19 protein-coding genes are annotated in these 24,143 nt (G+C 56.3%); 8 read left to right on the top strand and 11 right to left on the bottom strand.

Translation table 11 applies throughout. The features are described 5' to 3' along the window. The first annotated feature begins 122 nt into the window (after positions 1-122). On the top strand, positions 123-1,226 hold the full coding sequence (locus C3708_RS12700; protein WP_103949537.1) for an MBL fold metallo-hydrolase: 1,104 nt from the start codon (positions 123-125) through the stop codon (positions 1,224-1,226). A gap of 35 nt (positions 1,227-1,261) precedes the next feature. After that, entirely contained in the window at positions 1,262-1,603 is a 342-nt protein-coding gene (locus tag C3708_RS12695) for a RamA family antibiotic efflux transcriptional regulator (protein WP_095284206.1), read from the top strand. Between the two features lie 461 nt (positions 1,604-2,064). Here C3708_RS12695 and C3708_RS12690 read toward each other — a convergent pair whose 3' ends face one another. Further along, positions 2,065-4,209: a TonB-dependent siderophore receptor gene (locus C3708_RS12690; RefSeq protein WP_103949492.1), complete on the bottom strand. Its 2,145-nt coding sequence runs from the start codon at positions 4,207-4,209 to the stop codon at positions 2,065-2,067. A 123-nt stretch (positions 4,210-4,332) separates the two neighbouring features. Between C3708_RS12690 and C3708_RS12685 the strand changes: the two genes are divergently transcribed. Next, positions 4,333-5,901: an alpha/beta hydrolase-fold protein gene (locus C3708_RS12685; RefSeq protein ID WP_103946730.1), complete on the top strand. Its 1,569-nt coding sequence runs from the start codon at positions 4,333-4,335 to the stop codon at positions 5,899-5,901. Here C3708_RS12685 and C3708_RS12680 read toward each other — a convergent pair. Further along, positions 5,887-6,135, bottom strand: coding sequence for a DUF1158 domain-containing protein (locus tag C3708_RS12680; RefSeq protein WP_095281134.1), 249 nt, complete (start codon positions 6,133-6,135; stop codon positions 5,887-5,889). The genes C3708_RS12685 and C3708_RS12680 overlap by 15 nt on opposite strands. Positions 6,136-6,634: 499 nt before the next feature. On the opposite strand from C3708_RS12680, the gene C3708_RS12675 reads away from it, so the two are divergent. The 3 genes from C3708_RS12675 (at position 6,635) to C3708_RS12665 (ending at position 13,651) form a co-directional block, all read left to right on the top strand. Then, the gene (locus C3708_RS12675; protein ID WP_103949491.1) at positions 6,635-9,328 is read left to right on the top strand and encodes a cation-transporting P-type ATPase; all 2,694 of its coding nucleotides are present in this window, start codon (positions 6,635-6,637) and stop codon (positions 9,326-9,328) included. A gap of 135 nt (positions 9,329-9,463) precedes the next feature. Further along, a complete protein-coding gene (locus C3708_RS12670; protein WP_103949490.1) occupies positions 9,464-10,543 on the top strand; it encodes an efflux RND transporter periplasmic adaptor subunit in 1,080 nt (359 codons plus the stop codon). A gap of 9 nt (positions 10,544-10,552) precedes the next feature. Continuing rightward, positions 10,553-13,651 carry an efflux RND transporter permease subunit gene (locus C3708_RS12665; RefSeq protein ID WP_103949489.1) on the top strand — a complete coding sequence of 1,033 codons (3,099 nt, stop codon included), beginning with the start codon at positions 10,553-10,555 and terminating at the stop codon, positions 13,649-13,651. Here C3708_RS12665 and C3708_RS12660 read toward each other — a convergent pair. The 3 genes from C3708_RS12660 to C3708_RS23610 are packed head-to-tail and all read right to left on the bottom strand — an operon-like array spanning position 13,638 to position 16,399. Continuing rightward, positions 13,638-14,759, bottom strand: a complete 1,122-nt coding sequence (locus C3708_RS12660; protein ID WP_095281138.1) for a YbdK family carboxylate-amine ligase — start codon at positions 14,757-14,759, stop codon at positions 13,638-13,640. The genes C3708_RS12665 and C3708_RS12660 overlap by 14 nt on opposite strands. 59 nt (positions 14,760-14,818) lie before the next feature. After that, positions 14,819-15,403, bottom strand: coding sequence for a peptidoglycan recognition family protein (locus tag C3708_RS12655; protein WP_103949488.1), 585 nt, complete (start codon positions 15,401-15,403; stop codon positions 14,819-14,821). Positions 15,404-15,421: 18 nt separating this feature from the next. Continuing rightward, entirely contained in the window at positions 15,422-16,399 is a 978-nt protein-coding gene (locus C3708_RS23610) for a hypothetical protein (protein WP_133159909.1), read from the bottom strand. Between the two features lie 384 nt (positions 16,400-16,783). Between C3708_RS23610 and C3708_RS12645 the strand changes: the two genes are divergently transcribed. Further along, positions 16,784-17,263, top strand: a complete 480-nt coding sequence (locus C3708_RS12645) for a cold-shock protein (protein ID WP_095281141.1) — start codon at positions 16,784-16,786, stop codon at positions 17,261-17,263. Positions 17,264-17,320: 57 nt separating this feature from the next. Here the strand turns inward: C3708_RS12645 and C3708_RS12640 are convergent, their stop codons facing one another. The 6 genes from C3708_RS12640 to C3708_RS12615 all read right to left on the bottom strand — a co-directional run bounded on the left by C3708_RS12640 (position 17,321) and on the right by C3708_RS12615 (position 23,229). Continuing rightward, the gene (locus tag C3708_RS12640) at positions 17,321-17,776 is read right to left on the bottom strand and encodes a hypothetical protein (protein ID WP_095281142.1); all 456 of its coding nucleotides are present in this window, start codon (positions 17,774-17,776) and stop codon (positions 17,321-17,323) included. 382 nt (positions 17,777-18,158) lie between these two features. Beyond that, a complete protein-coding gene (locus C3708_RS12635; RefSeq protein ID WP_103949486.1) occupies positions 18,159-18,863 on the bottom strand; it encodes an ABC transporter ATP-binding protein in 705 nt (234 codons plus the stop codon). After that, positions 18,850-19,674, bottom strand: coding sequence for an ABC transporter ATP-binding protein (locus C3708_RS12630; protein ID WP_103949485.1), 825 nt, complete (start codon positions 19,672-19,674; stop codon positions 18,850-18,852). The genes C3708_RS12635 and C3708_RS12630 overlap by 14 nt, the downstream gene beginning before the upstream one ends. Beyond that, complete coding sequence (locus C3708_RS12625; RefSeq protein ID WP_095281145.1) at positions 19,667-20,500, bottom strand: ABC transporter permease; 834 nt, start codon at positions 20,498-20,500, stop codon at positions 19,667-19,669. Before C3708_RS12625 ends, C3708_RS12630 begins: the two co-directional genes overlap by 8 nt. Then, positions 20,500-21,522 (bottom strand): ABC transporter permease, encoded by a 1,023-nt coding sequence (locus C3708_RS12620; RefSeq protein WP_103949484.1) that lies wholly within the window; start codon positions 21,520-21,522, stop codon positions 20,500-20,502. Before C3708_RS12620 ends, C3708_RS12625 begins: the two co-directional genes overlap by 1 nt. A 138-nt stretch (positions 21,523-21,660) precedes the next feature. Continuing rightward, positions 21,661-23,229 (bottom strand): ABC transporter substrate-binding protein, encoded by a 1,569-nt coding sequence (locus tag C3708_RS12615; RefSeq protein WP_103949483.1) that lies wholly within the window; start codon positions 23,227-23,229, stop codon positions 21,661-21,663. 214 nt (positions 23,230-23,443) lie between these two features. Between C3708_RS12615 and C3708_RS12610 the strand changes: the two genes are divergently transcribed. Continuing rightward, the gene (locus C3708_RS12610; RefSeq protein ID WP_103949482.1) at positions 23,444-24,139 is read left to right on the top strand and encodes a GNAT family N-acetyltransferase; all 696 of its coding nucleotides are present in this window, start codon (positions 23,444-23,446) and stop codon (positions 24,137-24,139) included. The last annotated feature ends 4 nt before the right edge of the window (positions 24,140-24,143 follow it).

The raw sequence follows: 24,143 nt of genomic DNA, 5'->3' as shown, positions 1-24,143 counted from the left end.
ATGTCAAAGATCGAAAACGTCTTGACGACTTTATCAGCATATCTATAATGAGTGCTTACTCACTCATAATCAAGTTTAACCCGCGCAAACCATTGGAAGGGGGCGCGTATTCGGGTCAGGATATGAAGAAGCCTCTTTTTGTTAGCGTGGTGTTTGTCATGATTATTGCAGCAGCTGCGAGTTTACCCTTTGTTTTAAATGCCGGATTTGGCCAGCCGCCGCAGGGCGAGCAGCTCAGTGAGGTTGAAGCGTCCCCGCAATACCGCGAAGGTCAGTTCCACAATACGCTGCCGACGCCGGGCTACAACGGCGATAAAAATATGCTGGTGGCGATGTGGGAATTTTTGGTCAGCAAAACAGAAAATGCGCGTCCCGCGCAGCCGCTGCCGCTGGTAAAAACCGATCTGGCGGCGATTCCGCTGGAGCAGGACACGCTGGTCTGGCTTGGACATTCGTCCTGGTATTTGCAGCTGGCGGGAAAACGCATTCTGATCGATCCGGTCTTCAGCAACTACGCTGCGCCGTTTTCGTTCCTCAATAAGGCCTTTGCCGGGGACTATCCGTGGCGTGCGGAAACGATGCCGGAGATAGACCTGCTGATCATTTCGCACGATCACTACGATCACCTCGATTACGCCACCATCAAGGCGCTGATGCCGAAAGTGAAACGCGTGGTGACGCCGCTCGGCGTGGGATCGCATCTGCGCTATTGGGCAATGGACCCGAACATTATCGACGAACGCGACTGGAATCAGTCGGTGCGCATCAGCGATGAACTGACCGTTCACGTGCTGCCCGCACGTCATTTCTCGGGACGTGGGATAAAACGCAATCAGACCCTGTGGGGCAGTTTTATGTTCGTCACGCCTGAACAGAAAGTCTATTACAGCGGCGATTCCGGCTATGGCCCGCACTTCAAGGCGATTGGTGAGCAGTTTGGCGAAATCGACCTGGCGATTATGGAAAACGGCCAGTACGACCAGGACTGGAAATACATTCATATGCTGCCGGAAGAGACGGCGCAGGCCGCCGCCGATATTAACGCCAAAGCAGTCGTACCGGGCCATTACGGGCGCTTTGTGCTGGCGAAACACAGCTGGAACGACCCGATTATTCAGCTGACGCATGCCAGCCAGGACAAAAATTATCGCCTGCTGACACCCGAACTGGGCGAGCCGGTGCGGGTGAATGATGTAACGCAGCAATTTCGCGAGTGGTGGAAATAATGTTTAACCAACAGGTATCAGAGGGGGAGAACAGCATGACTATTTCCGCTCAGGTCATCGACACCATCGTCGAATGGATCGACGACAATCTTCATCAGCCGCTGCGCATAGAAGAGATCGCCCGTCACGCGGGGTATTCCAAATGGCATTTACAGCGGTTGTTTATGCAGTACAAGGGCGAAAGTCTGGGGCGCTATATTCGCGAGCGCAAACTGCTGCTGGCGGCGAAGGATCTGCGTGAGTCGGACGAGCGGGTGTATGACATTTGTCTGCGCTACGGATTTGATTCCCAGCAGACCTTTACGCGGATTTTTACCCGCACGTTTAATCAGCCGCCGGGCGCGTACCGCAAAGAGAATCACAGTCGCACGCATTGATTTTTGCGGCCAACGCCCGGTGGCGCTGCGCTTACCGGGCCTACAACTGCGCGAACGTAGGCCGGGTAAGGCTTAGCCGCCACCCGGCACAAAGACGGCACAGAACGAGTAGGCCGGGTAAGGCGCAGCCGCCACCCGGCACAAAGACCGCACAGAACGAGTAGGCCGGGCACGGTGCAGCCGCCACCCGGCACAAAGCCCGCACAGAACGAGTAGGCCGGGTAAGGCGCAGCCGCCACCCGGCACAAAGACCGCACAGAACGAGCAGGCCGGGTAAGGCGCAGCCGCCACCCGGCACAAAGACCGCACAGAACGAGTAGGCCGGGTAAGGCGTAGCCGCCACCCGGCACAAAGACCGCACAGAACGAGTAGGCCTGGTAAGGCGTAGCCGCCACCCGGCACAAAGACCGCACAGAACGAGTAGGCCGGGTAAGGCGTAGCCGCCACCCGGCATTATCACCTTACCAGCGATAATTCACCGTCGCCGTCACCGTACGACCAATCCCGTAGAAGCATGCCGTATCGCTGGCGCAGGACGCCACATACTTGGTATCCGCCACGTTATTGACGTTGAACTGCACGCTCGCCCCTTTCAGGCTGCTGCTCAGTTCGCCCAGCTCATAGCTCATCATTGCGTCATACAAATCCACTGACGCCACCTTGAAGGTGTTTTTCGCATCGCCGTAGCTGGTGCCGATGTAGCGCATCCCCACGCCGGCCGTCAGGCTTTTCAGCGCGCCGCTCGGCACGGTGTAGCTGGCGAAAGCCGACGCCATGTGCGCAGGAATACGCGCTGGGGTTTTGCCTTCCGTACCTGCCACCGTGGTGCTCTGGGTTTCTGCGTCCGTATAGGTATAAGAACCGATCAGGTTGATGCTCTCCATCAGCGTCGAATGAATTTCCGCTTCCACCCCTTTGGATCGCACTTCGCCCGCGTTTTCGAACCAGCCCTGGGCGCTGTTGTAGGTCGCCACGTTGCTCTGAGTCAGATCGTACAGCGCCAGGGTCATCAGCGTTGAATCGACCGGCTGATACTTCAGGCCGATTTCGGTCTGTTTCCCGGTGGTCGGCTTAAACGGTGCCACGCCTGGCGCGCGGTTGGTTTGCAGGCTTGGCTCGAAGGAAGTGCTGTAGCTGATATACGGCGACAGACCAAAATCGAACGCGTACAGCAGGCCGGTACGCCAGGTGAACTTATTATCGTTCTGCTGCGTCGGCGCGCTGCCGGTGAAATCAGTAGTACGCACTTCGGCCCAGTCGTAGCGCCCGGAAACCAGCCACTCCCAGTTATTCCAGCTCAGCTGATCCTGTAAATAGACGCCCATCTGGTCGAAGTTTTGCTGCTCGTCCGTCGCTTTACTGAAGGTACTCTCATCGACGTTGATACCGTATACCGGTTTCGTCCAGTCGAGGTCGTACTGCGTCCCCATCCCGCGCTCCAGCAGCTGTTTGTCTTTGCTGGTTTTGTAATCCAGGCCGCCGAGCAGCGTGTGGTTCACCTCGCCGGTCGCGAACAGGGATTCCAGTTGGTTATCAAGACCAAACTCGTTGGTGGTGCGCTCTTCGTGCTGGGCGCGACGGGTCAGTACCGTGCTGTCTGCTGCGCTGTTGGCGTACACCAGATAACGATATTTCTGTTTGATGGAGGCATAACGGGCGTTCTGGCGGAAGGTGAGATTATCGTCAAACTGATGTTCCAGCTCGTAGCCAATCATGGTTTGTTCGCGCCAGGACTGGTTGTAATCCGGATCGCTGACGTTAAAGTCGCGCGGAATGTAACGCCCGTTGGCGCTGGTCACCGTGCCGTAGGCGGGCAGGAAGTTACGATAGCCCGCGTCAGGATCTTTCTGGTAGCTGGTCAGCAGTGTGAATCGTGTTTGATCGTTCGGGTACCAGGTGATCGCCGGGGCAATCGCCATCCGCGTCTCTTTGTAATCTTCGACCTGATTATGCTGCGTTCGCGCAATCCCGTTCACGCGATACAGCACGCGCCCGTCGTCGCTCAGCGGCCCGCCAAAATCAAACGCGCCTTCAGCCAAATCATGATTCCCGGTGCGGAACTGCACGTTGTGAATCGGCTCGCTGGTCGGGCGTTTACTGGTCATGCTGATTAACCCGCCTGGGTTTACCTGACCAAACAGCACCGAGGCAGGGCCGCGCACCAGTTCGACGCGCTCCAGCAGCCACGGATCGACGGTGCCGGTTTGCGAGGAGGCGGTTGCGCCGTAGCTCAGTCCGTCGAGGAATTTCGGCACGTAGCTAAAACCGCGCACGAACACTTCATCGTTGCGGTTGGACGAGCCGCGATATTCGGTAAATACGCCGGCGGAATAGCGCAGCGCCTGTGACACGGACGTGACATCGAGCTGCTCCATCTGATCGCGCGTGATCACCGAAACTGACTGTGGCGTTTTCACAATATCCGCACTGGTTTTTGTCGCAGAGAGGGTTTTTGTCGCCACGATCCCCTTCACCGGCGCGGTCGGTTCCTGGCTGGTACTCGCAGTAACAACAACGGTTTCTTCTTTATTTTCTGCCTGAACCGCCACGCTAACGGTGGCCAGACTCAGGAGCCAGAGCTGCATTATCTTATTCTTTTTAAACATTTTTATTAAAATCCCTTAATTGCTATCGCCATAAAAACACCCTAATAACGGCGTAGATGATATTGCAAATTATTACTATTTGCATTAGCGTTGGTAACAAATTTCGCAGGGGAACGAGTCGGCATGAAAAGGGCGTGGAGTGGGTTGCTGTTAGGGATAAGTACGCTGCCAGCACTGGCGGCAACGTGCGAGCATCCTTCCATCCAGGGTGAGCAAAACGGGAAATTCGATGCCAGCGGAGAGGTCTGTTTTGTCCTGCCTGCGCTCGGTGAAAACTATGTCTCCGCGACGCTGAACGGCGTGACGGATGCAAAACTTCTCGACGGACAAAACCGCCGCATTCGTACGCTGATTGAAAATGGCCCTGCTGATGGCGAGCACTCACTGCTGTTTGCCCTGCCGGTGCAGCAGAGCACCTCTCTGGTATTGCATGGGGAAGAGGGCAAGCCGTGGCGCTTTACGTGGCGGATGAAAGAGACCTCGCCGCTCGCACGCACGCAAATGCTCGAGCCCGAAAGCCCGACGCTGCAACGGCTGGCGAAAACGGTTGCTGCCGGTGGGAGTACTGATGCGTTCTGGCAGACGCAAATTCGGCAGGGAACGCCGATGGTGGAGCCGGTCGATGCCCGCCATAAGCGTGTGACCTTCTTGTGGCGTGGCGCGCGCGATAACGTCTTTATTCTCGGCTCGCCCGCGGGCGATCACGATCCGCTGTTCCGCCTCGGGAAAACTGACGTCTGGTTTCGCAGCTACGTGGTACCAGCAGACACCCTCATGCAGTACAAACTGGCGCCGGACGTGCCGCGTGTGGAAGGGAACGCGCGCGATCAGCGCCGCGCCATTCTGGTGAGCGCGCAGGCCGATCCGCTCAATCCGCAAACTTACGGCGATCAACAAGCCGACCGCTGGAACCGCTATTCGCTGCTCGATCTCAGCCCCGCGCGCTACTGTTCGGCTCAGGCCGTCGCGCAGCCGCTGACCCACGGTTCGCTCACACGCCAGCCGTTTGCCAGCCAAATCCTCGGTAACTCGCGTGAAGTGATGATTTACAAACCGCGCGGCGCACAGCCCGCGCGCTGGACGCTGATCCTGTTCGACGGGCAGATTTATCAGGACGAATACCACTTTGCCAACGTGCTCGACGGGCTGATCGCCCGGCACCATCTTCCGCCTGTCAACGTGGTGTTTATCGATAGCCTCGATCACGCCCGTCGCGGCAAAGAGCTGCCGCCAAATGCGGATTACGCCGATTTTATGGGAAAGGAACTGTTGCCGTGGCTGCGTGGGCAGGGAATTGCGCTGCAGCGGCAAAAAACGGTGCTGGCGGGTTCAAGCTACGGCGGGATTGCGTCGTCGTGGGTGGCGCTGCGCTATCCGCACCTGTTCGGCAACGTGCTGAGTTTATCGGGTTCGTACTGGTGGGCACCGAAAGAGGAAGCGCCTGGTTGGCTCACGCGGCAGTATCAGCAGTCGCCAGCGTATCCGATTCGTTTCTGGCTACAGGCCGGGCGATTCGAAACTTCAGGGCCGGGGGGCGGGATCTATCGCAATACCGAAATGTTCGGACAGGTTTTACGTGATAAAGGCTACCGCGTGAGTTTCCATCCGTGGTCCAGCGGCCACGATTACGCGGCCTGGTGCGAAGCGCTGATCCACGGGATGCGCGATTTCACCGGCTTACGCGGACAGTGAAAACCAGCGGCGCCAGATGAAACGCAGGACGAAAAATTCAATGGCGCCGAGCAGGATAAACCACAGACAGAACACCAGGGTGTAGAGCTGATTCAAATCCATGAGGTGAAACAGTGCGACCAGTCTCTGCGCCAGCGCCAGTCCAAACGACGGTGCAGGAAGCAGCAGGCAGGAGAGAAGTGCCATCAGCAAAATGCCTCCTGCCGTCAACAGGGATTCTAACGGGTGTCTCATATTAATGTTAATTGTCAGTTAAAAAAGTTATTGTCCGGGATTCTGCAACGTAAAGCAATATCATCACGAAATACACTTCCCGGATAACAAAACAATAAATATTCCGGGAATATTCCTGATTTAATTAAACCTGCAATGAATGAATTCAATTATTCTCTGGTTATGTAAATAACTGTCATCATCAGGCAAGTAATTTTACAAACGTATAAGTGCTGTATCCAATTAACGTCGCAATAACAATGGCAACAACTATGTACAAAGCCAGGCGGCGCCCGCGATAAATACCAAACATGCTCTCTCCTCGTTTAGATTGCGTTTAGAAATATTTTGTAAAAATCATCTTATCGAAATAGTGAAAGTTAGTTTTGAATAACCCGGCGCTAATTATATTGCGGCAGATCAATTTACACCGCAAGAATTAACGCCATTAAATTTGAATTTATTAAAGCCAGAAAGGAATTCAGGCTTCCGTCCACCGGATATTGAAGGAATTGCATCAATGACTAAAATGACTCACTCCCAGAATCGGCCATACCAGCAGACCGTCGAGCAGGTACTGGCACAAAAGAAGAGCCACTCCAACGGACTGGACCGTGCCGAAGCGCAGGCCCGTTTGCAGCAGTATGGCCCGAATGCCCTGCCTGAGAAAAAAGGCAAACCGGCCTGGTTGCGTTTTCTCGCCCATTTTAATGACGTCCTGATTTATGTTTTGCTGGCCGCTGCGGTATTAACTGCGGTGATGGGCCACTGGGTTGATACGCTGGTCATTCTTGGCGTCGCGGTCATCAACGCCTTAATTGGACACGTTCAGGAAAGTAATGCGGAAAAATCGTTGCAAAGCATTCGCAATATGCTTTCCAGCGATGCGCGTGTTATTCGCGGCGGCTCGCATGAAACTATTCCGACGACTGAAATCGTCCCTGGGGATATTATTGTCCTGCGCGCAGGGGATCGTATTCCAGCGGATATGCGTCTGATTGAAGCGCATAATTTACGCGTCGAAGAAGCGATTCTGACCGGCGAATCCACGGTTGTGGATAAACACACCAATCCGTTATCCGGCGACTTATCGCTGGGCGACCGGACTAACTTAGTGTTCTCCGGCACGACCGTGAGCGCCGGTGGCGGCGTGGGCGTGGTCATCGCCACCGGTCAGGATACGGAACTGGGCCACATCAACCAGATGATGGCCGGGATTGAAAAGCACCGCACGCCGCTGCTGGTGCAGATGGACAAGCTCGGCAAAGCGATCTTCGCCATTATTCTGGTGATGATGGCCGCGCTGTTTATCTTCAGCCTGGTATTCCGCGACATCCCGATGGGCGAGCTGCTGCTCTCTCTGATTAGCCTGGCGGTGGCCTCGGTACCGGAAGGTCTGCCAGCGATTATCTCGATTATTCTGTCTCTCGGCGTTCAGGCGATGGCGCACAAAAAGGCGATTATCCGCAAGCTGCCAACCGTTGAAACCCTGGGGGCGATGACCGTGGTCTGCTCGGATAAAACCGGCACCCTGACCATGAACGAAATGACGGTCAAAGCCATTATCACCGCCGACAGCTGCTACCGCGTGGAAGGCAACAGCTACGAGCCAGTGGGCCACATCTATCTGGAAGGCAGCGACGAGCCGGTTCATATTCAGCCAGGCACCGTGCTGGAGCACTACCTGCGCACCATCGACCTGTGCAACGACAGCCAGATTATTCAGGACGAGCGCGGCCTGTGGGGCATCACCGGTGGGCCGACGGAAGGGGCGCTGAAAGTGCTGGCCGCCAAAGCGAATCTCGCGCCGGTCATGACTACCCTGATTAACAAGATTCCGTTCGACTCGCAGTACAAGTACATGAGCACCCACTATCAGATTGGCAGTGAGGAGCAAATCCTGGTTACCGGTGCGCCGGACGTGATTTTCGCCCTGTGTGACCAGCAGGAGACTCGCCACGGTAAAGAAGCCTTTAATCGCGGGTACTGGGAAACCGAGATGGAGCGCTATGCGCGTCAGGGCCTGCGCATGGTTGCTGCCGCCTTCAAACCCGCGGCTGCGGATCAGCAGAGCTTGAGCCACGATGACCTCAACAGCGGACTGATTTTCCTCGGCATCGCCGGGATGATGGACCCACCGCGCCCGGAGGCTATCGACGCCATCCACGCCTGCCAGCAGGCCGGGATCCGCGTGAAGATGATCACCGGCGACCACCCGCAGACCGCGATGAGCATCGGTCAGATGCTGGGGATCACCAACAGCGCGCAGGCCGTCACCGGCTACGAGCTGGAGAAAATGGACGACGCCGAGCTGGCAAATGCAGCGGTGGAGTTCGACATCTTTGCGCGTACCAGCCCGGAGCATAAGCTGCGCCTGGTGAAAGCGCTGCAGGAGAAGGGCGAAATCGTCGGTATGACCGGCGACGGCGTGAACGATGCACCCGCGCTGCGTCAGGCGGATGTCGGGATCGCGATGGGCATCAAAGGCACGGAAGTGACCAAAGAAGCCGCCGATATGGTTCTGACGGACGACAACTTCGCCACTATCGCCAGTTCGGTGAAAGAGGGGCGTCGCGTCTACGACAACCTGAAGAAAACGATTCTGTTCATCATGCCAACCAACCTGGCGCAGGGTTTGCTGATTGTGATTGCGCTGCTGGCGGGGAACATTATCCCACTGACGCCGGTGCTGATTCTGTGGATGAACATGGCGACGTCCGCCACGCTCTCCTTCGGCCTGGCCTTTGAAGCCGCCGAGCGCAACATCATGAAACGTCCGCCGCGTCAGACCGGACAGCACGTGATGGATGCCTTCGCCGTCTGGCGCGTGGCTTTCGTCGGCACCATGATCGCGATTGCGGCCTTTGCCCTCGAAGCATGGCTCGCGCCGCGCGGCCACAGCGCCGAGTTCATCCGCACCGTGCTGCTGCAGATGCTGGTGTGTGCGCAGTGGGTCTACATGATTAACTGCCGCAATAGCAATGGCTTCTCTCTGAACCGTGGTTTGCTGGCGAACAAGGGCATCTGGCTGGTGACGGGCGTGCTGTTCCTGCTCCAGGTGGCGATTATCTACCTGCCATTTATGCAGATGCTGTTCGGCACCGAAGCCCTGCCGCTGCGCTACTGGGGGATTACCCTGGCGATGGCCGGTGTGATGTTCTTCGTCGTCGAGATTGAGAAGCGACTGACCCGCAGGTTCCGCAAGGCTGCATAACTTTTGCCCTCACCCTAACCCTCTCCCTGTGGGAGAGGGAACTCTAACCTCCTTCTCACTTGGGGAAGGGACTCTGACCTCCCTCTCCCCTGGGGAGAGGGCCGGGGTGAGGGGCACAAACACCGAGGATCCACCATGAAATCCACCTTCCTGCGCACCGCTCTGGCGGCTGCACTCCTTTCCTGCACCCTGCAAACCGCCATTGCCGCTGCCATTCCGGTGCGCGTCGCCGTGATTGAAGAGACAACCCACGCCGCCGAGCGCCAAATTCCTGGCCGCATCGAGGCGATCCACACGGTTGAACTGCGGGCGCGCACGGAAGGGGCCATCGCCAAAATCCATTTCCGCGACGGGCAATATGTGAAGCAAGGCGATCTGCTGTTCGAGCTCGACGACGCTGAACCGCGCGCGGCGGTGCGTCTGGCACAGGCCGAAGTGAAAAGCGCAGAAGCCACTCTGCGTCAGGCGCAGCAGCAGTTGACTCGTTTTCAAAGTCTGAAAACCGGCAACGCCATCAGTCGCAATGACGTCGATACGGCGCAGATGCAGCGCGACGTGGCCCGCGCGGCGCTCGAGCAGGCCAATGCGCGCCTTGAAGCACGTAACGTTACCCTTGGCTTTACCCGTATCACTTCGCCTATCAATGGGCGCATGGGCCACAGTCAGTTTCACGTTGGCAGCGTGGTGAATCCGTCCAGCGGCACATTGGTGGAAGTGGTTCAGCTCGATCCGATTCGTATTGCCTTTGCGCTGGAAGAGGGGGCGTTTGCCGCTAAAGCGGGGCAACACGCCGATCTCACCGCACTGAAAAAAGCCTGGCTGGCACAGATACCTAACGGAGATCAGCGCGAAAACGGCACGTTGACCTCGGTTGATAATCGCATCGATCCACGCACCGCCAGCGTGATGTTACGCGCCGAATTTGCCAATCCGCAGCACCGCTTGCTGCCGGGCGGGAATGTGAACGTCTGGCTTCGTCCGCAAAGTGAGCAGGATGCGCTGGCGATCCCGGCTGCGGCCGTTCAGCAAAACGGCGACGGCTTCTTCACCTGGGTCGTGAACGCCGACGGAAAAGCCGAAAAGCGTGCGCTCACGCTCGGCGGGCAAATGGGCCAGCAGTTCACCGTGCAAAGTGGCGTCGAGGCGCACGAGCGTGTGGTCACCGACGGCGCGCCGCGTTTACAGCCCGGTGCGGCTGTCCAGATCCTCAATTAAGGAGCCATCATGCTGACGTTGTTTATCAAACGCCCGCGCTTTGCGATGGTGATCGCCCTGGTGATCACGATGCTCGGGGCCATCGCCCTGAAGCTGATCCCGGTGGAGCAGTATCCGCAAATCACGCCGCCCGTGGTGAATGTAAGCGCCAGCTGGCCGGGTGCCAGTGCGGGTGACGTGGCGGAAGCCATCGCCACGCCGCTGGAAACCCAGCTTAACGGCGTGGACCACATGCTCTACATGGAATCGACCAGTTCCGATGAGGGCACGTACAGCCTGAACATCACTTTTGCCGCAGGAACTGACGCGGATCTGGCGGCCATCGACGTGCAAAATCGCGTGGCGCAGGCCGTCGCCCAGCTGCCCGCCGAGGCGCAGCAAAACGGCGTTCAGGTGCGTAAACGCGCGACTAACCTGATGATGGGGGTAAGTCTTTACTCACCGCAGGGTACCCATTCCCCGCTGTTTGTCAGCAACTATGCCAGCACGCAGGTCCGAGAAGCACTTGCGCGTCTGCCGGGTGTCGGGCAGGTCCAGCTGTTTGGCGCGCGCGACTACAGCATGCGCATCTGGCTGCGCCCGGATCGCATGAATGGCCTGAATGTAACCACCGACGATGTCGCTCAGGCCTTGCGCGAGCAAAACGTGCAGGGTGCGGCAGGCCAGGTAGGCACGCCGCCGGTGTTTAACGGGCAGCAGCAAACGCTCACGATTAACGGGCTGGGGCGTCTCAACGAGGCCGAAGCCTTTGGTGACATTATTCTTCGCGCCGGTGAGATGGGGCAACTGGTGCGCCTGAAAGACGTGGCGACGATCGAGTTAGGCTCGCGCAGCTACAGTTCCGGCGCACAGCTGAACGGTCACGACTCGGCGTATTTAGGGATCTACCCGACGCCGTCCGCCAACGCCCTGCGCGTAGCCGATGCCGTGCGCGGCGAGCTTGAGCGTCTGGCCACGCGTTTCCCTGAAGACCTGACCTGGGAAGTGAAGTTCGACACCACCGAGTTTGTCGCGGCGACCATCAAAGAGATCGGCACCTCGCTGGCCCTGACGCTGCTCGCCGTGGTAGTGGTTGTTTCTCTTTTCCTGCAAAGCTGGCGCGCGACGCTGATTGTGGCGCTGGCGATCCCGGTGTCGTTGATCGGCACCTTTGCGGTGCTCTACACACTGGGTTATTCCGCCAATACCCTGAGTCTGTTCGCTATCATTCTGGCGCTGACGATGGTGGTGGACGACGCGATTGTGGTGGTGGAGAGCGTCGAAACCCTGATGGCAGAAGGGCAGAGCCGCACTGAGGCCACAGCCAACGCCCTGCGTCAGATTGCCGGGCCGGTGATTGCCACCACGCTGGTGCTGCTGGCGGTGTTCGTGCCAGTGGCGCTGCTGCCGGGAATTGTCGGCGAACTGTATCGCCAGTTTGCGGTGACACTCTCCACCGCCGTGACGCTTTCCAGCATTGTTGCCCTGACACTCACGCCCGCGCTGTGCGCTCTTTTGCTGCGCCCACGCGTTGGTCATCCAGCGGCCATCTTCCGCGGATTTAACCGTGGGCTGGACGCCACGCGCAACGGCTACACAAAACTGGTCGATATCTTTAACCGTCGTCCGCTGCTGGCGCTGGCGGCGACGGTCGGTGCGGCGGTTATTGTGGCGCTGAGTTTTACCGCCATGCCAAAAGGCTTTCTGCCGCAGGAAGATCAGGGGTACTTTTTCGCCAGCGTGCAGTTGCCGGAAGCGGCTTCGCTGGAGCGTACCGAAGCGGTGATGACCACTGCGCGGGAGCTGATTGCCGCCAATCCGGCGGTGGAAGATGTGATTCAGGTGTCCGGTTTTAATATTCTCAACGGCACCAGCGCCTCGAACGGCGGGTTTATCTCGGTGATGTTGAAAGACTGGAGTGAGCGCCCGCCACTGGACGAGGTGATGGGCGCGCTGCAACGCCAGCTATTGGCCCTGCCGGAAGCGACCATCATGACCTTCGCGCCGCCAACGCTGCCGGGCCTGGGTAACGCCTCTGGTTTTGATCTGCGCATCCAGGCGCAGGCGGGGCAAAGCCCGGCGGAGCTGGAGCGCGTCACCCGCGAGGTGCTGGCAAAAGCCAATCAGCATCCGCAGCTTAACCGCGTGTTTACCACCTGGAGCAGCAACGTGCCACAGCTGACGCTTGAAGTCGATCGCGAGCGTGCAGCACGGCTGGATGTGCCCGTCAGTCGTATCTTCAGCAGCCTGCAAACTGCGTTTGGCGGCACGCGCGCCGGGGATTTCAGCATCAACAACCGCGTGTATCACGTGGTATTGCAAAATGAGATGCAGTGGCGCGAGCGCGCGGAGCAGATTTCAGAGCTGTATGTGCGCAGCAACAACGGTGAACGCGTGCGCCTGAGTAATTTGGTCACCGTCACCCCGACCGTCGGCGCGCCGTTTTTACAGCAGTACAACCAGTTTCCGTCCGTGTCAGTCAGCGGGTCGGCGGCAGTGGGCGTGAGCAGCAGCACGGCGATGGCCGCAATGGGCCAGTTGCTGAGCGAAAATCTGCCCGCCGGATATGACTACGCGTGGAGCGGCATGTCGTATCAGGAGCAGCAGACGGGCAATCAGGCGGTCTGGATTGTGCTGGCGGCGGTGGTGATGGCGTGGCTGTTCCTCGTTGCGCAGTACGAAAGCTGGACGCTGCCCGCGAGCGTGATGCTCTCGGTGCTGTTTGCCATCGGCGGCGCGCTGGTATGGCTATGGTTAGCAGGCTTCGCGAACGATGTGTACGTGCAGATCGGGCTGGTGTTGCTCATCGCCTTGGCGGCCAAAAACGCCATTCTGATCGTCGAGTTTGCCCGCGCGCGGCGTATTGACGGGATGGAGATTGTCGACGCTGCCCGTGAGGGCGCATCGAAGCGCTTTCGTGCAGTCATGATGACCGCCGTGTCGTTTATTATTGGTGTCCTGCCGATGATGCTGGCCTCCGGCGCGGGGGCGCAGAGCCGTCGCATCATCGGGACCACGGTGTTCAGCGGGATGCTGGTGGCCACCGTGGTCGGCATCGTGTTCATCCCGGCGCTATTCGTGCTGTTCCAGCGCCTGCGCGAGTGGGGCCATAAACTTACGGGTGAGTAGTCCACAGCTCGCAGTGTTTTTGCACCAGCGAGGTCAGCGAACCGCCGTTGGCGATAAAATCCCGCATTCGCTGCGCTTCGCTCTTGCCCTGTTTCAACATCAGGGCAATTTCCGCAATCGCGCTCTCCGCCCCCAGCTTTTCGGCGGACGGCGCGACGCGCTCCAGCAGCCACGCAATATCCTCGGCAATGGTTTTTTGCTCGCCGGTATTCACATCGGTGAGCAACCCATCCAGCCCATAGCGACAGGCCTGAAAACGATTAAACCGATACAGCAAAAAATCCTGTTCCTGATGCTTATACGGGCGCTCGGTCAGCAGCCAGTGCGAAGTAGCCTGAATCAATCCGGCGATGTTAATCGCATGGGCCAGCGTCAGCGGCGTGTCCATGACGCGCACCTCGACGGTACCAAAGTGCGGGCTGGGGCGAATATCCCAGTGCAAATCTTTGATGCTGTCGATCATCGTGGTGTAGCTCAGACGACGAAATAATCCTTCAAACTCCTGCCAGTTATTCACCCACGGCATTTTGCCGTTATCCGGAAATCCCGAGAAAATATTGAGCCGCGACGAGGCAAATTTCGTGTCGCTCCCTTGCATGTAGGGCGACGAGGCGGAGAGGGCGATAAAGTGCGGGACAAAACGCGACAGGCCGTGCAGAAGATAAATCGCCTCATCGCCGCTGCGGCAGCCGACGTGCACGTGTTGGCCGAACACCGTGGCCTGCAAAATCAGATAGCCAAACATCTCCAGCGTGCGGTTGTAGCGTTCATCGTCACACACTTCCTGACGTTGCCACTTTTGAAACGGATGTGTCCCGCCGCCACAAATCTGAATATGTTGATCTGCCGCCGCGCGCAGGATCGCCTGCTGCATGGCTGAAAACTGCGCCGCCGCCTGGTGGATGTCCTGACACACGCCGGTGGCAATTTCGAGCATGCTTTCGGTGATATCGTGCTTGACCTCACCGGCTTTGATGTCGTTTTTGACGGCAGCAATCAGCGCCGAAGAGTCCTGGCTGAGGTCGTACCCCGGCGGATTCACCACCTGCAGTTCGAGTTCAATACCCAGCGTGAAAGGATCGGATACATGAAAGTCAGGTAGGGGCATGGCGCGCTCCGGTTGCGGGGATGTGTTGAGTATAGACATCCCCACCAACCTTACTGGGTTCAAGGATGCTCATCGGCCTCTTTGAAATGATCCCCACCGTGCCGCTTAACCACTAGTTGTTTTACCTTTTCAACTAAGGCTGTTTTGTCCACATGTTTCCCTGGGCAGGTTTTATGCTTCGTCAGAGGGTCTTCTTTATGCAATATCAAATTTTCAGGATTGAGACCTAAGACTGCATATAGAGTAGCAAGTGCTGCAACAGTATTCTTTTGTACAGATAACCCTCGACCAGAATCAAACAACTCTGTTGAGTATTCACCTAACATTTCTACCCCTAACGCCATTTTGTTATAGGAAGGTGAGTGTACTCCGGAAAGGGTTAATGGGCAGAATACCCAAATTTGTTTGTCGTCGATAAAGAGATGAGGGCCTGCGGACCATCCTTGATCATCACGATAATAATGTACAAGATTTTCAATGTGTTTTGCTGTGAAGCCATTGGGGCGCTGCATTAATGTCGGTGTCGATGTATTATGCAATACTATTGCTGAAGGCCTCCATTGCGTCCAGTGTAGTGAATGACAATATTTATCAAATGTTTCTTGAGTGAAGCTTAAACCAACTATACCTTTCCAGTTAGCCATGTGAATACTCCAGTTGAGTTATGAATGAGGTGTTATGTATTTTTTCTCTGCTTCATTGGTGAGTCTGTCGAGCACATCAGGAATAAGTCTTTCGGCAAAGCCACAAAAAATAGATATAATTAAGATGCGAGCAATGTCAGAAGCATCTGTAAGTTGTGTATAAAGATAAACATCAGCAATAGTGGCTGTGGTACTAATCACTACATCTTTAAAGTGAGGGAGCAAATTGATCCCAAGAAGAGTTGTATTTTGACCATCAGGTAGAATTCTTAGAACAAGCATTATAATGAAAGGGGATAGTGTACCCAGAAGCAAAGAGAGATATATTCCCTTTTGACCCTGCTCTAATTTCAATAGCTTATCCTCTCTATCGATGCCGTCAACAGGGCTTTCTGCAACAGTCCTGAAGCGACGAACAACGCTGATCGTGGCTCCTAAGTATCCTGAACATGCCATTCCAATAAGAAGTGAATATTGAATGCCAGTCCTGTCATGTATCAGCGTTTGACATATCACACTTGATGCAACGGTAATGACAACGAGAATAAGCAACATAATAATAAATAGTTGTTTGTTGTCGCTAATGAATTTTTCTCGAGTACAAATGAAGAAATAGTACTCGTGAAGCCAGTTGCAAACTATTAACATATTTGTTCGTTGGTTGCTTATATTATTTTCTGGTGGACTAGACTTCTCTAGTTTTTCTAGTCGATGTGGAGCCTCAATCGGTAAGGTCGACAGAAAACGGTCTCGAGTATTTTGATAGAGTTGACTAACAAGAATGTCTGGGCATATTGTTATTAATTCCCGCTCGACACTGGAAAGAGTTGAAATATCAAATGTACTAATATCCAGTTGTGCTCTCAGACGTTTCATAAGTTCTGATTTTGTACTATCTGATTGTGGTATTGTGGGCACAACTGTTTCATAGAGTTGCGTAATTCTGAAGTGTAAGTAAGTCAGTAAAACCGTTGATGGTGTTGTGCAGAGTGACATGAGTTACTCCTGGTGCTGGTATATAAATATACATTCTTATATTGGATTTGATTATGTCACTACGATGAATGCTTGATATTATAAATAGACATAGCGAGCAAGTATTAGAGTTTAATGTGTTCTGAATTTCAAAAAAATAGAGATGTAGTGTCGAATGAATAAGTTAAGCAGCAAGCATATTTGCACACAGCTAATGAGCTGCGCCGTAAGCGCTAATACTTCCTGGTGCTTAAAATCCCGTCAATCTATCGATACCAGCGACTCTAACCTCGCATCCCACAAATTTATCGTCCAGACTTAAGCCAAAGACATGGTCTGCGCGGGGATTGTGTTTTACACTGCGCGCTGCAAAATTTGTGTTGATAAACGATTAATCAGGCGGTAATGGCGATGAACGGAACGATCACGACGTGGTTTAAAGATAAAGGCTTTGGATTTATCAAAGATGAAAACGGTGATAACCGCTATTTTCATGTGATCAAAGTCGCCAACCCTGAGCTGATCAAGAAAGACGCAGCGGTCACTTTCGAACCGACGACCAATAACAAAGGTCTCTCTGCTTACGCGGTGAAAGTCGTCCCGGAAAGCAAATATATCTACATCGCGGGCGAGCGCCTTAAGCTCACGTCGATCAAGTCTTTCCTGGTCTACAGCGAGGAAGTGCCGGCAGATGCCGGAATCGATAAAGAAAATGCTGTGCTGTCGGTGGGCGCTCTGCTGAATAGCATCAGACCAAAATCCGCCGTGAAGCCAGGTGAAATGCGCTCGCTGAAGAAACTGGCGATCACCACCTTCCAGGGGGCGACGCTCATCTTCACAGAAGACGAAATCGACATTGAAGAAACGGTAAAACTCCTCAAGTGATTTTGTGCCGAAATTCTGCGCCATCTTCAGCAGAATTTCGGCAACGCGGACTGACTCTCAGTGTGCCGTGATATAAGGCTCCTTCACAAAATCCGCCAGCAGCCAGACCATATCATGCAGCAATCCCGTTAACTCTTTCTCAACTTTTGATGGCAGCTTTCCACCTTCAACCGCCTGCGTTAGGGCTTGCGCGTAATCCACCATCGTTGCGGTTTCCTGCCACAGATCCGGCACATTTGAGCTGATTTTCTCACCGGCAATCAGTTGCTCAATAAGATGTGGCGGAAGATCTTTATCGCACAGATCGCGAAGCTGGTTGAGTGAATGTAGCAAGCGCTCGCATAGCGCTTTACGCGTGTTGATGTCCAGGGTTTCGACCAGAACGCAGACGACCGTGGTGCAGGAATCCGCCGCCTCGAATAAATCGACTGTTTCTGGCAAGGGCGCATTGAGCAATTGTTGGATGAAGCTTTCCTCTGATTGTGCGTAAGACAGGGCTGGGATAGTAGCCATTTGGCATCCTCTTTATGCAAAAAATTAATTAACCACCCTGAGAGTTCCTCCGTTCAGAGGGGGGTAGCGCTGGCGGAGGTAGGAATACCGTGCACAAAGAAAACGGCCAGCCTTCGGCTGCTCCGCCAGCGCTACCGTATGTTTACGGGATATGCGCTGTCGCGAAAAAAATTATCGCTTCATGCCAACGGGTTCCTACGCCCGGTTGCGGATGTCTCGCAACGGGTGAACTTTACGACCCTCAAATGGCAAATAAAAGCTTAAACCTTGAATTTCACAAGGTTACTTTTCGATTTGCGAGGCGCTTTCCAGAAACGGGCTGCCGGGTGGTGGCTTCGCCTTACCCGGCCTACAAAGATGTCACAAATAGGTTTGCACAAACCTACCCCATTCGGTGCTCGCCGTTCAGCATCGCTTTCCGATCAAACACCCGCTGAATTTCACCGTGCGCCATAAATGCCGCACGATCGGACATATGGGCAATAACGTCCGCGTCGTGGCTCACCAGCAGATAGGTCATGCCATGCTGCTGTTTCAGACGGTTGAGTAGATTGAGAATCTCCGCCTGCACCGACATATCCAGCGCCGAGGTCGGCTCGTCGAGCAGCAGCAGCTGCGGGCGCAACAGCAGGGCGCGGGCAATCGCCACGCGCTGACGCTGGCCGCCGGAAAGCTGATGCGGATAACGCTGGCCCGCGTCCGCCGACAGTCCCACCTCCTGCAACGCATCAGCCACTTTCTCCGTGATCTGTGTTTCGCCGTGGATTTTGAACGGCTCGGTCAGCGTGCGTGAAATGGTGTGGTTTGGATGCAGCGACGCCCACGGGTCCTGAAACACCATCTGCACGTTACGACGTAGCGCACCGGTGAATCGTTCCCCAGACGAAAGGTTTTCACCCAGCAGTGACACGTTGCCGCGCCACTGACGCTGTAACCCGGCGAGCACGCGCAGAATGGTCGATTTGCCGCAGCCTGATTCACCAATCAGGCTAAAGGTTTCTCCTTTTTCGATGGCAAAACTGGCAGCTGACACTGCCGTTTTTTCGCCAAATGCGACCTGGAGCTGATGAACTTCAACGAGTGACATTGCGCATCTCCTTGCGATCGAGCGTGGGTAGCATTTGCCCGAAGGTGCTGGCATTTGGGCGGCAGGTCCACAGCGTACGGGTATAGGGATGCGTCGCCTGCGGTAGCTGTTGGGCAGACATTTCATCGACTTTTTCGCCCTGATACATCACCAGCACGCGGTCGCAATGTTCCGCTACCAGCGGCAAATCGTGGCTAATCAGTAACATCGCCATCTGGCGCTCTTCGCACTGCTGCACCAGCAGTTCGAGGATCTGATTGCGCAGGCGGGCGTCGAGAGCAGAGGTCGGTTCATCGGCAATCAGTACCTGCGGATTGTTGATGAGCGCAATGGCAATCATCACCCGCTGGCCCATGCCGCCGGATAATTCACCGGGATAGCGCGCCAGCACGTTCTGCTCCAGGCCAACGGCGTGGACGATTTCATGGATTCGCTCAACGCGTTCCTTGCGCGACAACGATTGATGAAGCGTAAGGGACTCTTCCAGCTGTGCGGTGACGCTTTTCACCGGATTGAGCGCATAGCGCGGGTCCTGAAGCACCATCGCAATTCCGTTGCCGCGAAGGCCCTGCCAGCGACGGTTGTTCATCGTCAGCAGATCGTTGCCCAGCACATTAAGCTGGCGAGCGCTCACCACGCCGGGCTGGCGCACCAGGCCCATTAGCGCTCTGGCAGACATCGATTTACCAGAGCCGGATTCCCCCACTAAGGCGAGTCGTTCATTCCCGAGCGTAAAACTTAAATTGTTCACCACGCGCGCGGCGGGGTAGTCGATATTCAGCGCATCGACGATAACGCGGGATTCAGTCATGCTGTGGCTCCAGAATGTCGCGCAGGCCATCGCCCAGCAGGTTAAAGGCCAGGCTGGCGAACAAAATCGCACCGCCGGGGATGGCGGCAATCCACCACTGATCGAAAATTACCTGCATTCCGTCGGCGATCATCGCCCCCCATTCGGCCATCGGCGGACGCGCCCCAAGCCCAAGGAACCCCAGCCCGGCAGCAGCCAGAATAATGCCCGCCAGATCCAGCGCCAGCCGCACAATCGCTGACGGCAGACAGAGCGGCAGAATATGTCCAAGTAACAGCCTCCCGCCACGAATGCCCATCATTTCGGCGGCGGCGAGATAATCGCTATGACGCAGGCGCTGAATTTCACTGCGTGCCTGACGCGCATAGGCCGGCCAGGTGGTCAGCGCCAGCGCCAGCGCGCCATTCACCAGTCCGGGCCCAAGCATGGCGACAAACGCAAAGGCGAGGATCAGGCGCGGCATCGACATCACCACGTCGGTAAAACGCATCAATACGCGCTCCAGCCAGCCGCCGTAATATCCGGATAAAATCCCGATCAGCAGCCCGGCGGGCAGGGTAATAACCGTGACTAACGCCACCAGTCCCAGCGCCGGGCGGCTGCCGTAAATCAGGCGTGAAAGCAGGTCACGCCCAAAACTGTCGGTGCCCAGCCAGTGTTGGGCGTTGGGGGCCTGTAAGCGGGCGGCGGCGTTTTGCCAGTTGGGATCGAGCGGTGCGAGCCACGGGGCAAACAGGGCGATCAGCAGCAGCAGGGTGATGGCGATAAGCCCGCAGAACGCAGCGGGAGAGCGGCGCAGTCGGCGCACAAACAGATAGAAAGGCATCAGCGCACCCTGGGGTCGGTGGCCCGCACAAGCAGGTCAGTCAGATTATTAATCAGCACAAAACAGACGCCAATCACCAGCGTGCCGCCCATAATGGCGGTGGTGTCGCCCGCGAACAGCGCGGTGGTGAGATAGCGGCCAATGCCCGGCCAGGAGAAGACGGTTTCGGTCAGCACCGCGCCTTCGAGCATGCTGGTGTACGCCAGGGCGATCACCGTCAGCAGCGTGCTGCGAATATTAGGCAGCACGTGGCGCAGCAGAATCGTCATCTCTCCCGCGCCTTTGGCACGCGCGAGCAGGATGTACTCTTTGTTCATTTCGCTAAGACACGCCGAGCGCGTCAGGCGCGTGATGCTCGCCAGCGAGTAGTAGGCCAGCAGCAAAACCGGCAGCACCAGATGGCTGACGGCATTTTTGAACGCCGCGCTGTCGCCGGATAACCAGGTATCGATCAGCGCAAAACCGGTACGCGGTGCGACGGTGTATTGCCAGATATCATCCAGTCGCCCCGGCCCGGCGCTCCATTGCAGCTTCGCGTAGAACAGTGCCAGCATCAGTAAACCGAGCCAGAAAATGGGCACTGAGTTGCCGAGCAGAGTGAGAGTGCGGATGGCGAGATCCAGCGGTGAACCGGCGAAGCGCGCGCAGAGCACACCTGCGATCATGCCGAGTACGGAACCGATAATCAGCGCCAGCGTCGCGAGTTCGAGCGTGGCGGGAAAGGCGTGCAGCAGATCTTGTAAAACGGGCTGCCCGGTGGCGCTGGCGGTGCCGAGATCGCCGTGCAACAAGTTCAGCAGGTAGTGCCAGAACTGCACGGCAACAGGCTGATCCAGCCCGAGCTGATGGCGAACCTGGTCGTACGTTGACTGGCTGGCGTGATCGCCGACGATCTGTAAGACGCGATCAACGGGTGAAAAAGCAGAGAGCGCAAACGTGACGAGCAACAGCCCGAACAGGGTGAGCAGCAGGGTGAAAAGACCCTGAAGAACACGCATCACGTGGGTGGATAGAGGTGGCATGGGGAGAACGTTATTCCTGAGCTGGCCTTCAATGCCGGGTGGCAGCTACACCTTACCCGGCCTACAAAACCGTGAACGTGGACAAAACATCAAACCGTAGGCCGGGTAAGCGCAGCGCCACCCGGCAGTCAGGGCGAATTATTTCGTCACTTTATCGTACCAGACCATATCGGCGTTCAGCCCCTGCTGATACCCCTTCACGTTATCGCGCACCACGATCTGGGTTTTGCCCTGATCGACGAACACGTACGGCGAGTTGTGCTGCAATTCCTGCTGCATTTTGGTGTACAGATCCAGGCGCTTTGCCGGGTCCGGTTCAGCCACCGCGGCCAGCGTTGCTTTGTTCAGCTCCGGGATTTTCCAGCCGTTAAGACCGGCCACCGTGCTCGATTTGCCGTCGTTCCACGCAAAGGCGCTGGCGTTGGAGTGCGCGTCAAAGTAGTCCGGGATCCACAGACGAATCGCCGCCTGATGCTGTTTGGCACGTACGCGAGCGTACACCTGGCTACCCGCGGCTGGCAGCAGATCGACCTTCACGCCGCCCTGGGCGAAGCTGGCCTGCATCGACTGAGCGATGGTGATAAACGGCGGTTTGTTCTCAACATCCAGCGTGAAGTGCGCGTCTTTAATGCCCGCTTTGGCGAGGATTTCCTTCGCTTTGGCCGGATCGAATTTGAACGGATTATCTTCCAGCGCGCCCGGCAGGCCGACTGGCAAGAAGCTCTGATGGACGAAATACTGGCCTTTCAGCAGGTCTTTGGTGATGCCGTCGTAATCGACCAGCCAGCGCGATGCTTCCCAGAACGCTGGGTTATTCAGCAGCGGGTTAGCGCTGTTTCCGGCGTTAAACACCAGGTAGTTTTGCTCGGCAGACGGAATGCTCAGTACTTTCACACCGGCTTTACCTTCCAGGGCGCTGATTTGGTCCGCGCCCAGGTCACGGGCCACGTCGGCGTCACCCTGTTGGATAAGCAGGCGGCGAGAGGCCGGGTCCGGGACGTTTTTGATGATGATGCTTTTAAGCTTCGGCGCGCCGCCAGGGGCGCTGTCATTGGCTTCCAGCACAATGGCTTGATGCGGCTGATAGACGCGCATTTTGTACGCGCCGCTGCCCGCCGAGTGCATCTTCAGCCATGCGTTGCCGAAATCGTTGTCTTTCACATTCGCTGAAACCAGCTTTTCATCGACGATGGAAGCAATCGGCGTAGAGAGAATATTCAGCGCCACCGCCGGGCTGACGTCAGCCGTCCAGCGCAATTCCAGCGTGTGGTCATCCACTTTTTTCAGCAGGCTGGCGATATTGCCCGGCTCCCAGCCCAGCACGTTGAGAATAAAGGCCGGGGATTTGTTCAGGGTGATAGCGCGGGTATAAGAGAAAATCACGTCTTCAGGGCGCAGCGGATTGCCGGAGGCAAATTTGGCGTCAGGTTTGAGTTTGATGGTCAGGGTTTTTGCTGCTGCGTTAGCTTCCCAGCTCTTGGCCAGAATCGGGGAGATTTTTGCCGGATTATCGCGGTCCGGCTGCACCAGGCGCTGATACAAACTTGGCACGGTCTGGATGCTGGAAAGCTCGTTGGCTTCAGCGGGATCGAGGCTCACGATATCATCAAGACCCTGAGCGACAACCAGCGTATTCGGCGGAGTAGCGGCATTGGCGGCGGCAGAGAGCACGGCCAATACCAGTAACGGCAGCAGTTTTTTAGTCATAGCGATCCCTGAATGTGAAAATTATTGTGATTGTTTTTGGCATCGCTACGTTAGGCCGGACGAGAAAATCTTCAAAGTCTAAATTCTGCTTTGCTTATGCCATCAAGATATAAAGCATACGGATTGGCTATTAAGCGCCAGCCAGAATGGGGGGCTTTTCGCCCGCTTTTTCGCCTGATATAACAAATGCATGACATAGCTGGGAGTCAAAGACGTGCCGGAATTAAATCAACATGGTCAAACCGTCAACGATGCGGTGCCCGACTGGAAAGGGGCGCGGGTGCTTACTCGCACGCCGTTGAATGGGCGATTTTGTCGGCTGGAGCCGCTGGACGCAGCGCGGCACGCCGCCGATCTGTTTGAGGCCTATGCGCTGGGCGATGACAGCGACTGGACGTGGCTCGCCAGTACGCAGCCGGAAAGCGTCGAGGCCACCGCGCACTGGCTGTTGGGAAAGGTGATGGACGACGGACTGGTGCCGTATGCGGTTATCGATCTGCGCACCGAACGCGCCGTTGGTCTGGTCAGCTATATGGCGATTGAACGGCTGATGGGATCGGTGGAGATTGGTCACGTCACCTGGTCACGGCAGATGAAAAACACTGCAATGGGAACGGAAACCGTCTGGCTGCTGCTGAAAAATGCATTCGAGCACGGCTATCGTCGGCTGGAGTGGAAATGTGATTCGATGAACGTGGCCTCGCGCAATGCAGCGGAGCGCCTCGGTTTTGTCTGGGAAGGACGCTTGCGCCAGAAGCTGGTGCGCAAAGGACGTAACCGCGACAGCGATATGCTCTCCATCATTGATACCGAATGGCAGGAGCGTGACGCTGAGCTGTGCAGCTGGCTGGCGGCGAATAATTTTGACAGTGAAGGGCGACAGATTCGGCGCCTGGAGTCCTTCAGATAACCCG

The sequence above is a fragment of the Lelliottia sp. 7254-16 genome (assembly GCF_002922995.1).
Classification (GTDB): Bacteria; Pseudomonadota; Gammaproteobacteria; order Enterobacterales; family Enterobacteriaceae; genus Enterobacter; species Enterobacter jeotgali.
The sequence above is the reverse complement of the archived record's forward strand: the minus strand, read 5'-3'. Positions and strand labels throughout refer to the sequence as shown.

Coding starts and splice junctions, on each gene's coding strand:
- C3708_RS12625 (WP_095281145.1), bottom strand. CDS start 20,500: ATGCCTTTCTATCTGTTTGTGCGCCGACTGCGCCGCTCTCCCGCTGCG.
- C3708_RS12665 (WP_103949489.1), top strand. CDS start 10,553: ATGCTGACGTTGTTTATCAAACGCCCGCGCTTTGCGATGGTGATCGCC.
- C3708_RS12680 (WP_095281134.1), bottom strand. CDS start 6,135: ATGAGACACCCGTTAGAATCCCTGTTGACGGCAGGAGGCATTTTGCTG.
- C3708_RS12615 (WP_103949483.1), bottom strand. CDS start 23,229: ATGACTAAAAAACTGCTGCCGTTACTGGTATTGGCCGTGCTCTCTGCC.
- C3708_RS12670 (WP_103949490.1), top strand. CDS start 9,464: ATGAAATCCACCTTCCTGCGCACCGCTCTGGCGGCTGCACTCCTTTCC.
- C3708_RS12690 (WP_103949492.1), bottom strand. CDS start 4,209: ATGTTTAAAAAGAATAAGATAATGCAGCTCTGGCTCCTGAGTCTGGCC.
- C3708_RS12645 (WP_095281141.1), top strand. CDS start 16,784: ATGGCGATGAACGGAACGATCACGACGTGGTTTAAAGATAAAGGCTTT.
- C3708_RS12675 (WP_103949491.1), top strand. CDS start 6,635: ATGACTAAAATGACTCACTCCCAGAATCGGCCATACCAGCAGACCGTC.
- C3708_RS23610 (WP_133159909.1), bottom strand. CDS start 16,399: ATGTCACTCTGCACAACACCATCAACGGTTTTACTGACTTACTTACAC.
- C3708_RS12685 (WP_103946730.1), top strand. CDS start 4,333: ATGAAAAGGGCGTGGAGTGGGTTGCTGTTAGGGATAAGTACGCTGCCA.
- C3708_RS12620 (WP_103949484.1), bottom strand. CDS start 21,522: ATGCCACCTCTATCCACCCACGTGATGCGTGTTCTTCAGGGTCTTTTC.
- C3708_RS12640 (WP_095281142.1), bottom strand. CDS start 17,776: ATGGCTACTATCCCAGCCCTGTCTTACGCACAATCAGAGGAAAGCTTC.
- C3708_RS12700 (WP_103949537.1), top strand. CDS start 123: ATGAAGAAGCCTCTTTTTGTTAGCGTGGTGTTTGTCATGATTATTGCA.
- C3708_RS12635 (WP_103949486.1), bottom strand. CDS start 18,863: ATGTCACTCGTTGAAGTTCATCAGCTCCAGGTCGCATTTGGCGAAAAA.
- C3708_RS12630 (WP_103949485.1), bottom strand. CDS start 19,674: ATGACTGAATCCCGCGTTATCGTCGATGCGCTGAATATCGACTACCCC.
- C3708_RS12695 (WP_095284206.1), top strand. CDS start 1,262: ATGACTATTTCCGCTCAGGTCATCGACACCATCGTCGAATGGATCGAC.
- C3708_RS12655 (WP_103949488.1), bottom strand. CDS start 15,403: ATGGCTAACTGGAAAGGTATAGTTGGTTTAAGCTTCACTCAAGAAACA.
- C3708_RS12660 (WP_095281138.1), bottom strand. CDS start 14,759: ATGCCCCTACCTGACTTTCATGTATCCGATCCTTTCACGCTGGGTATT.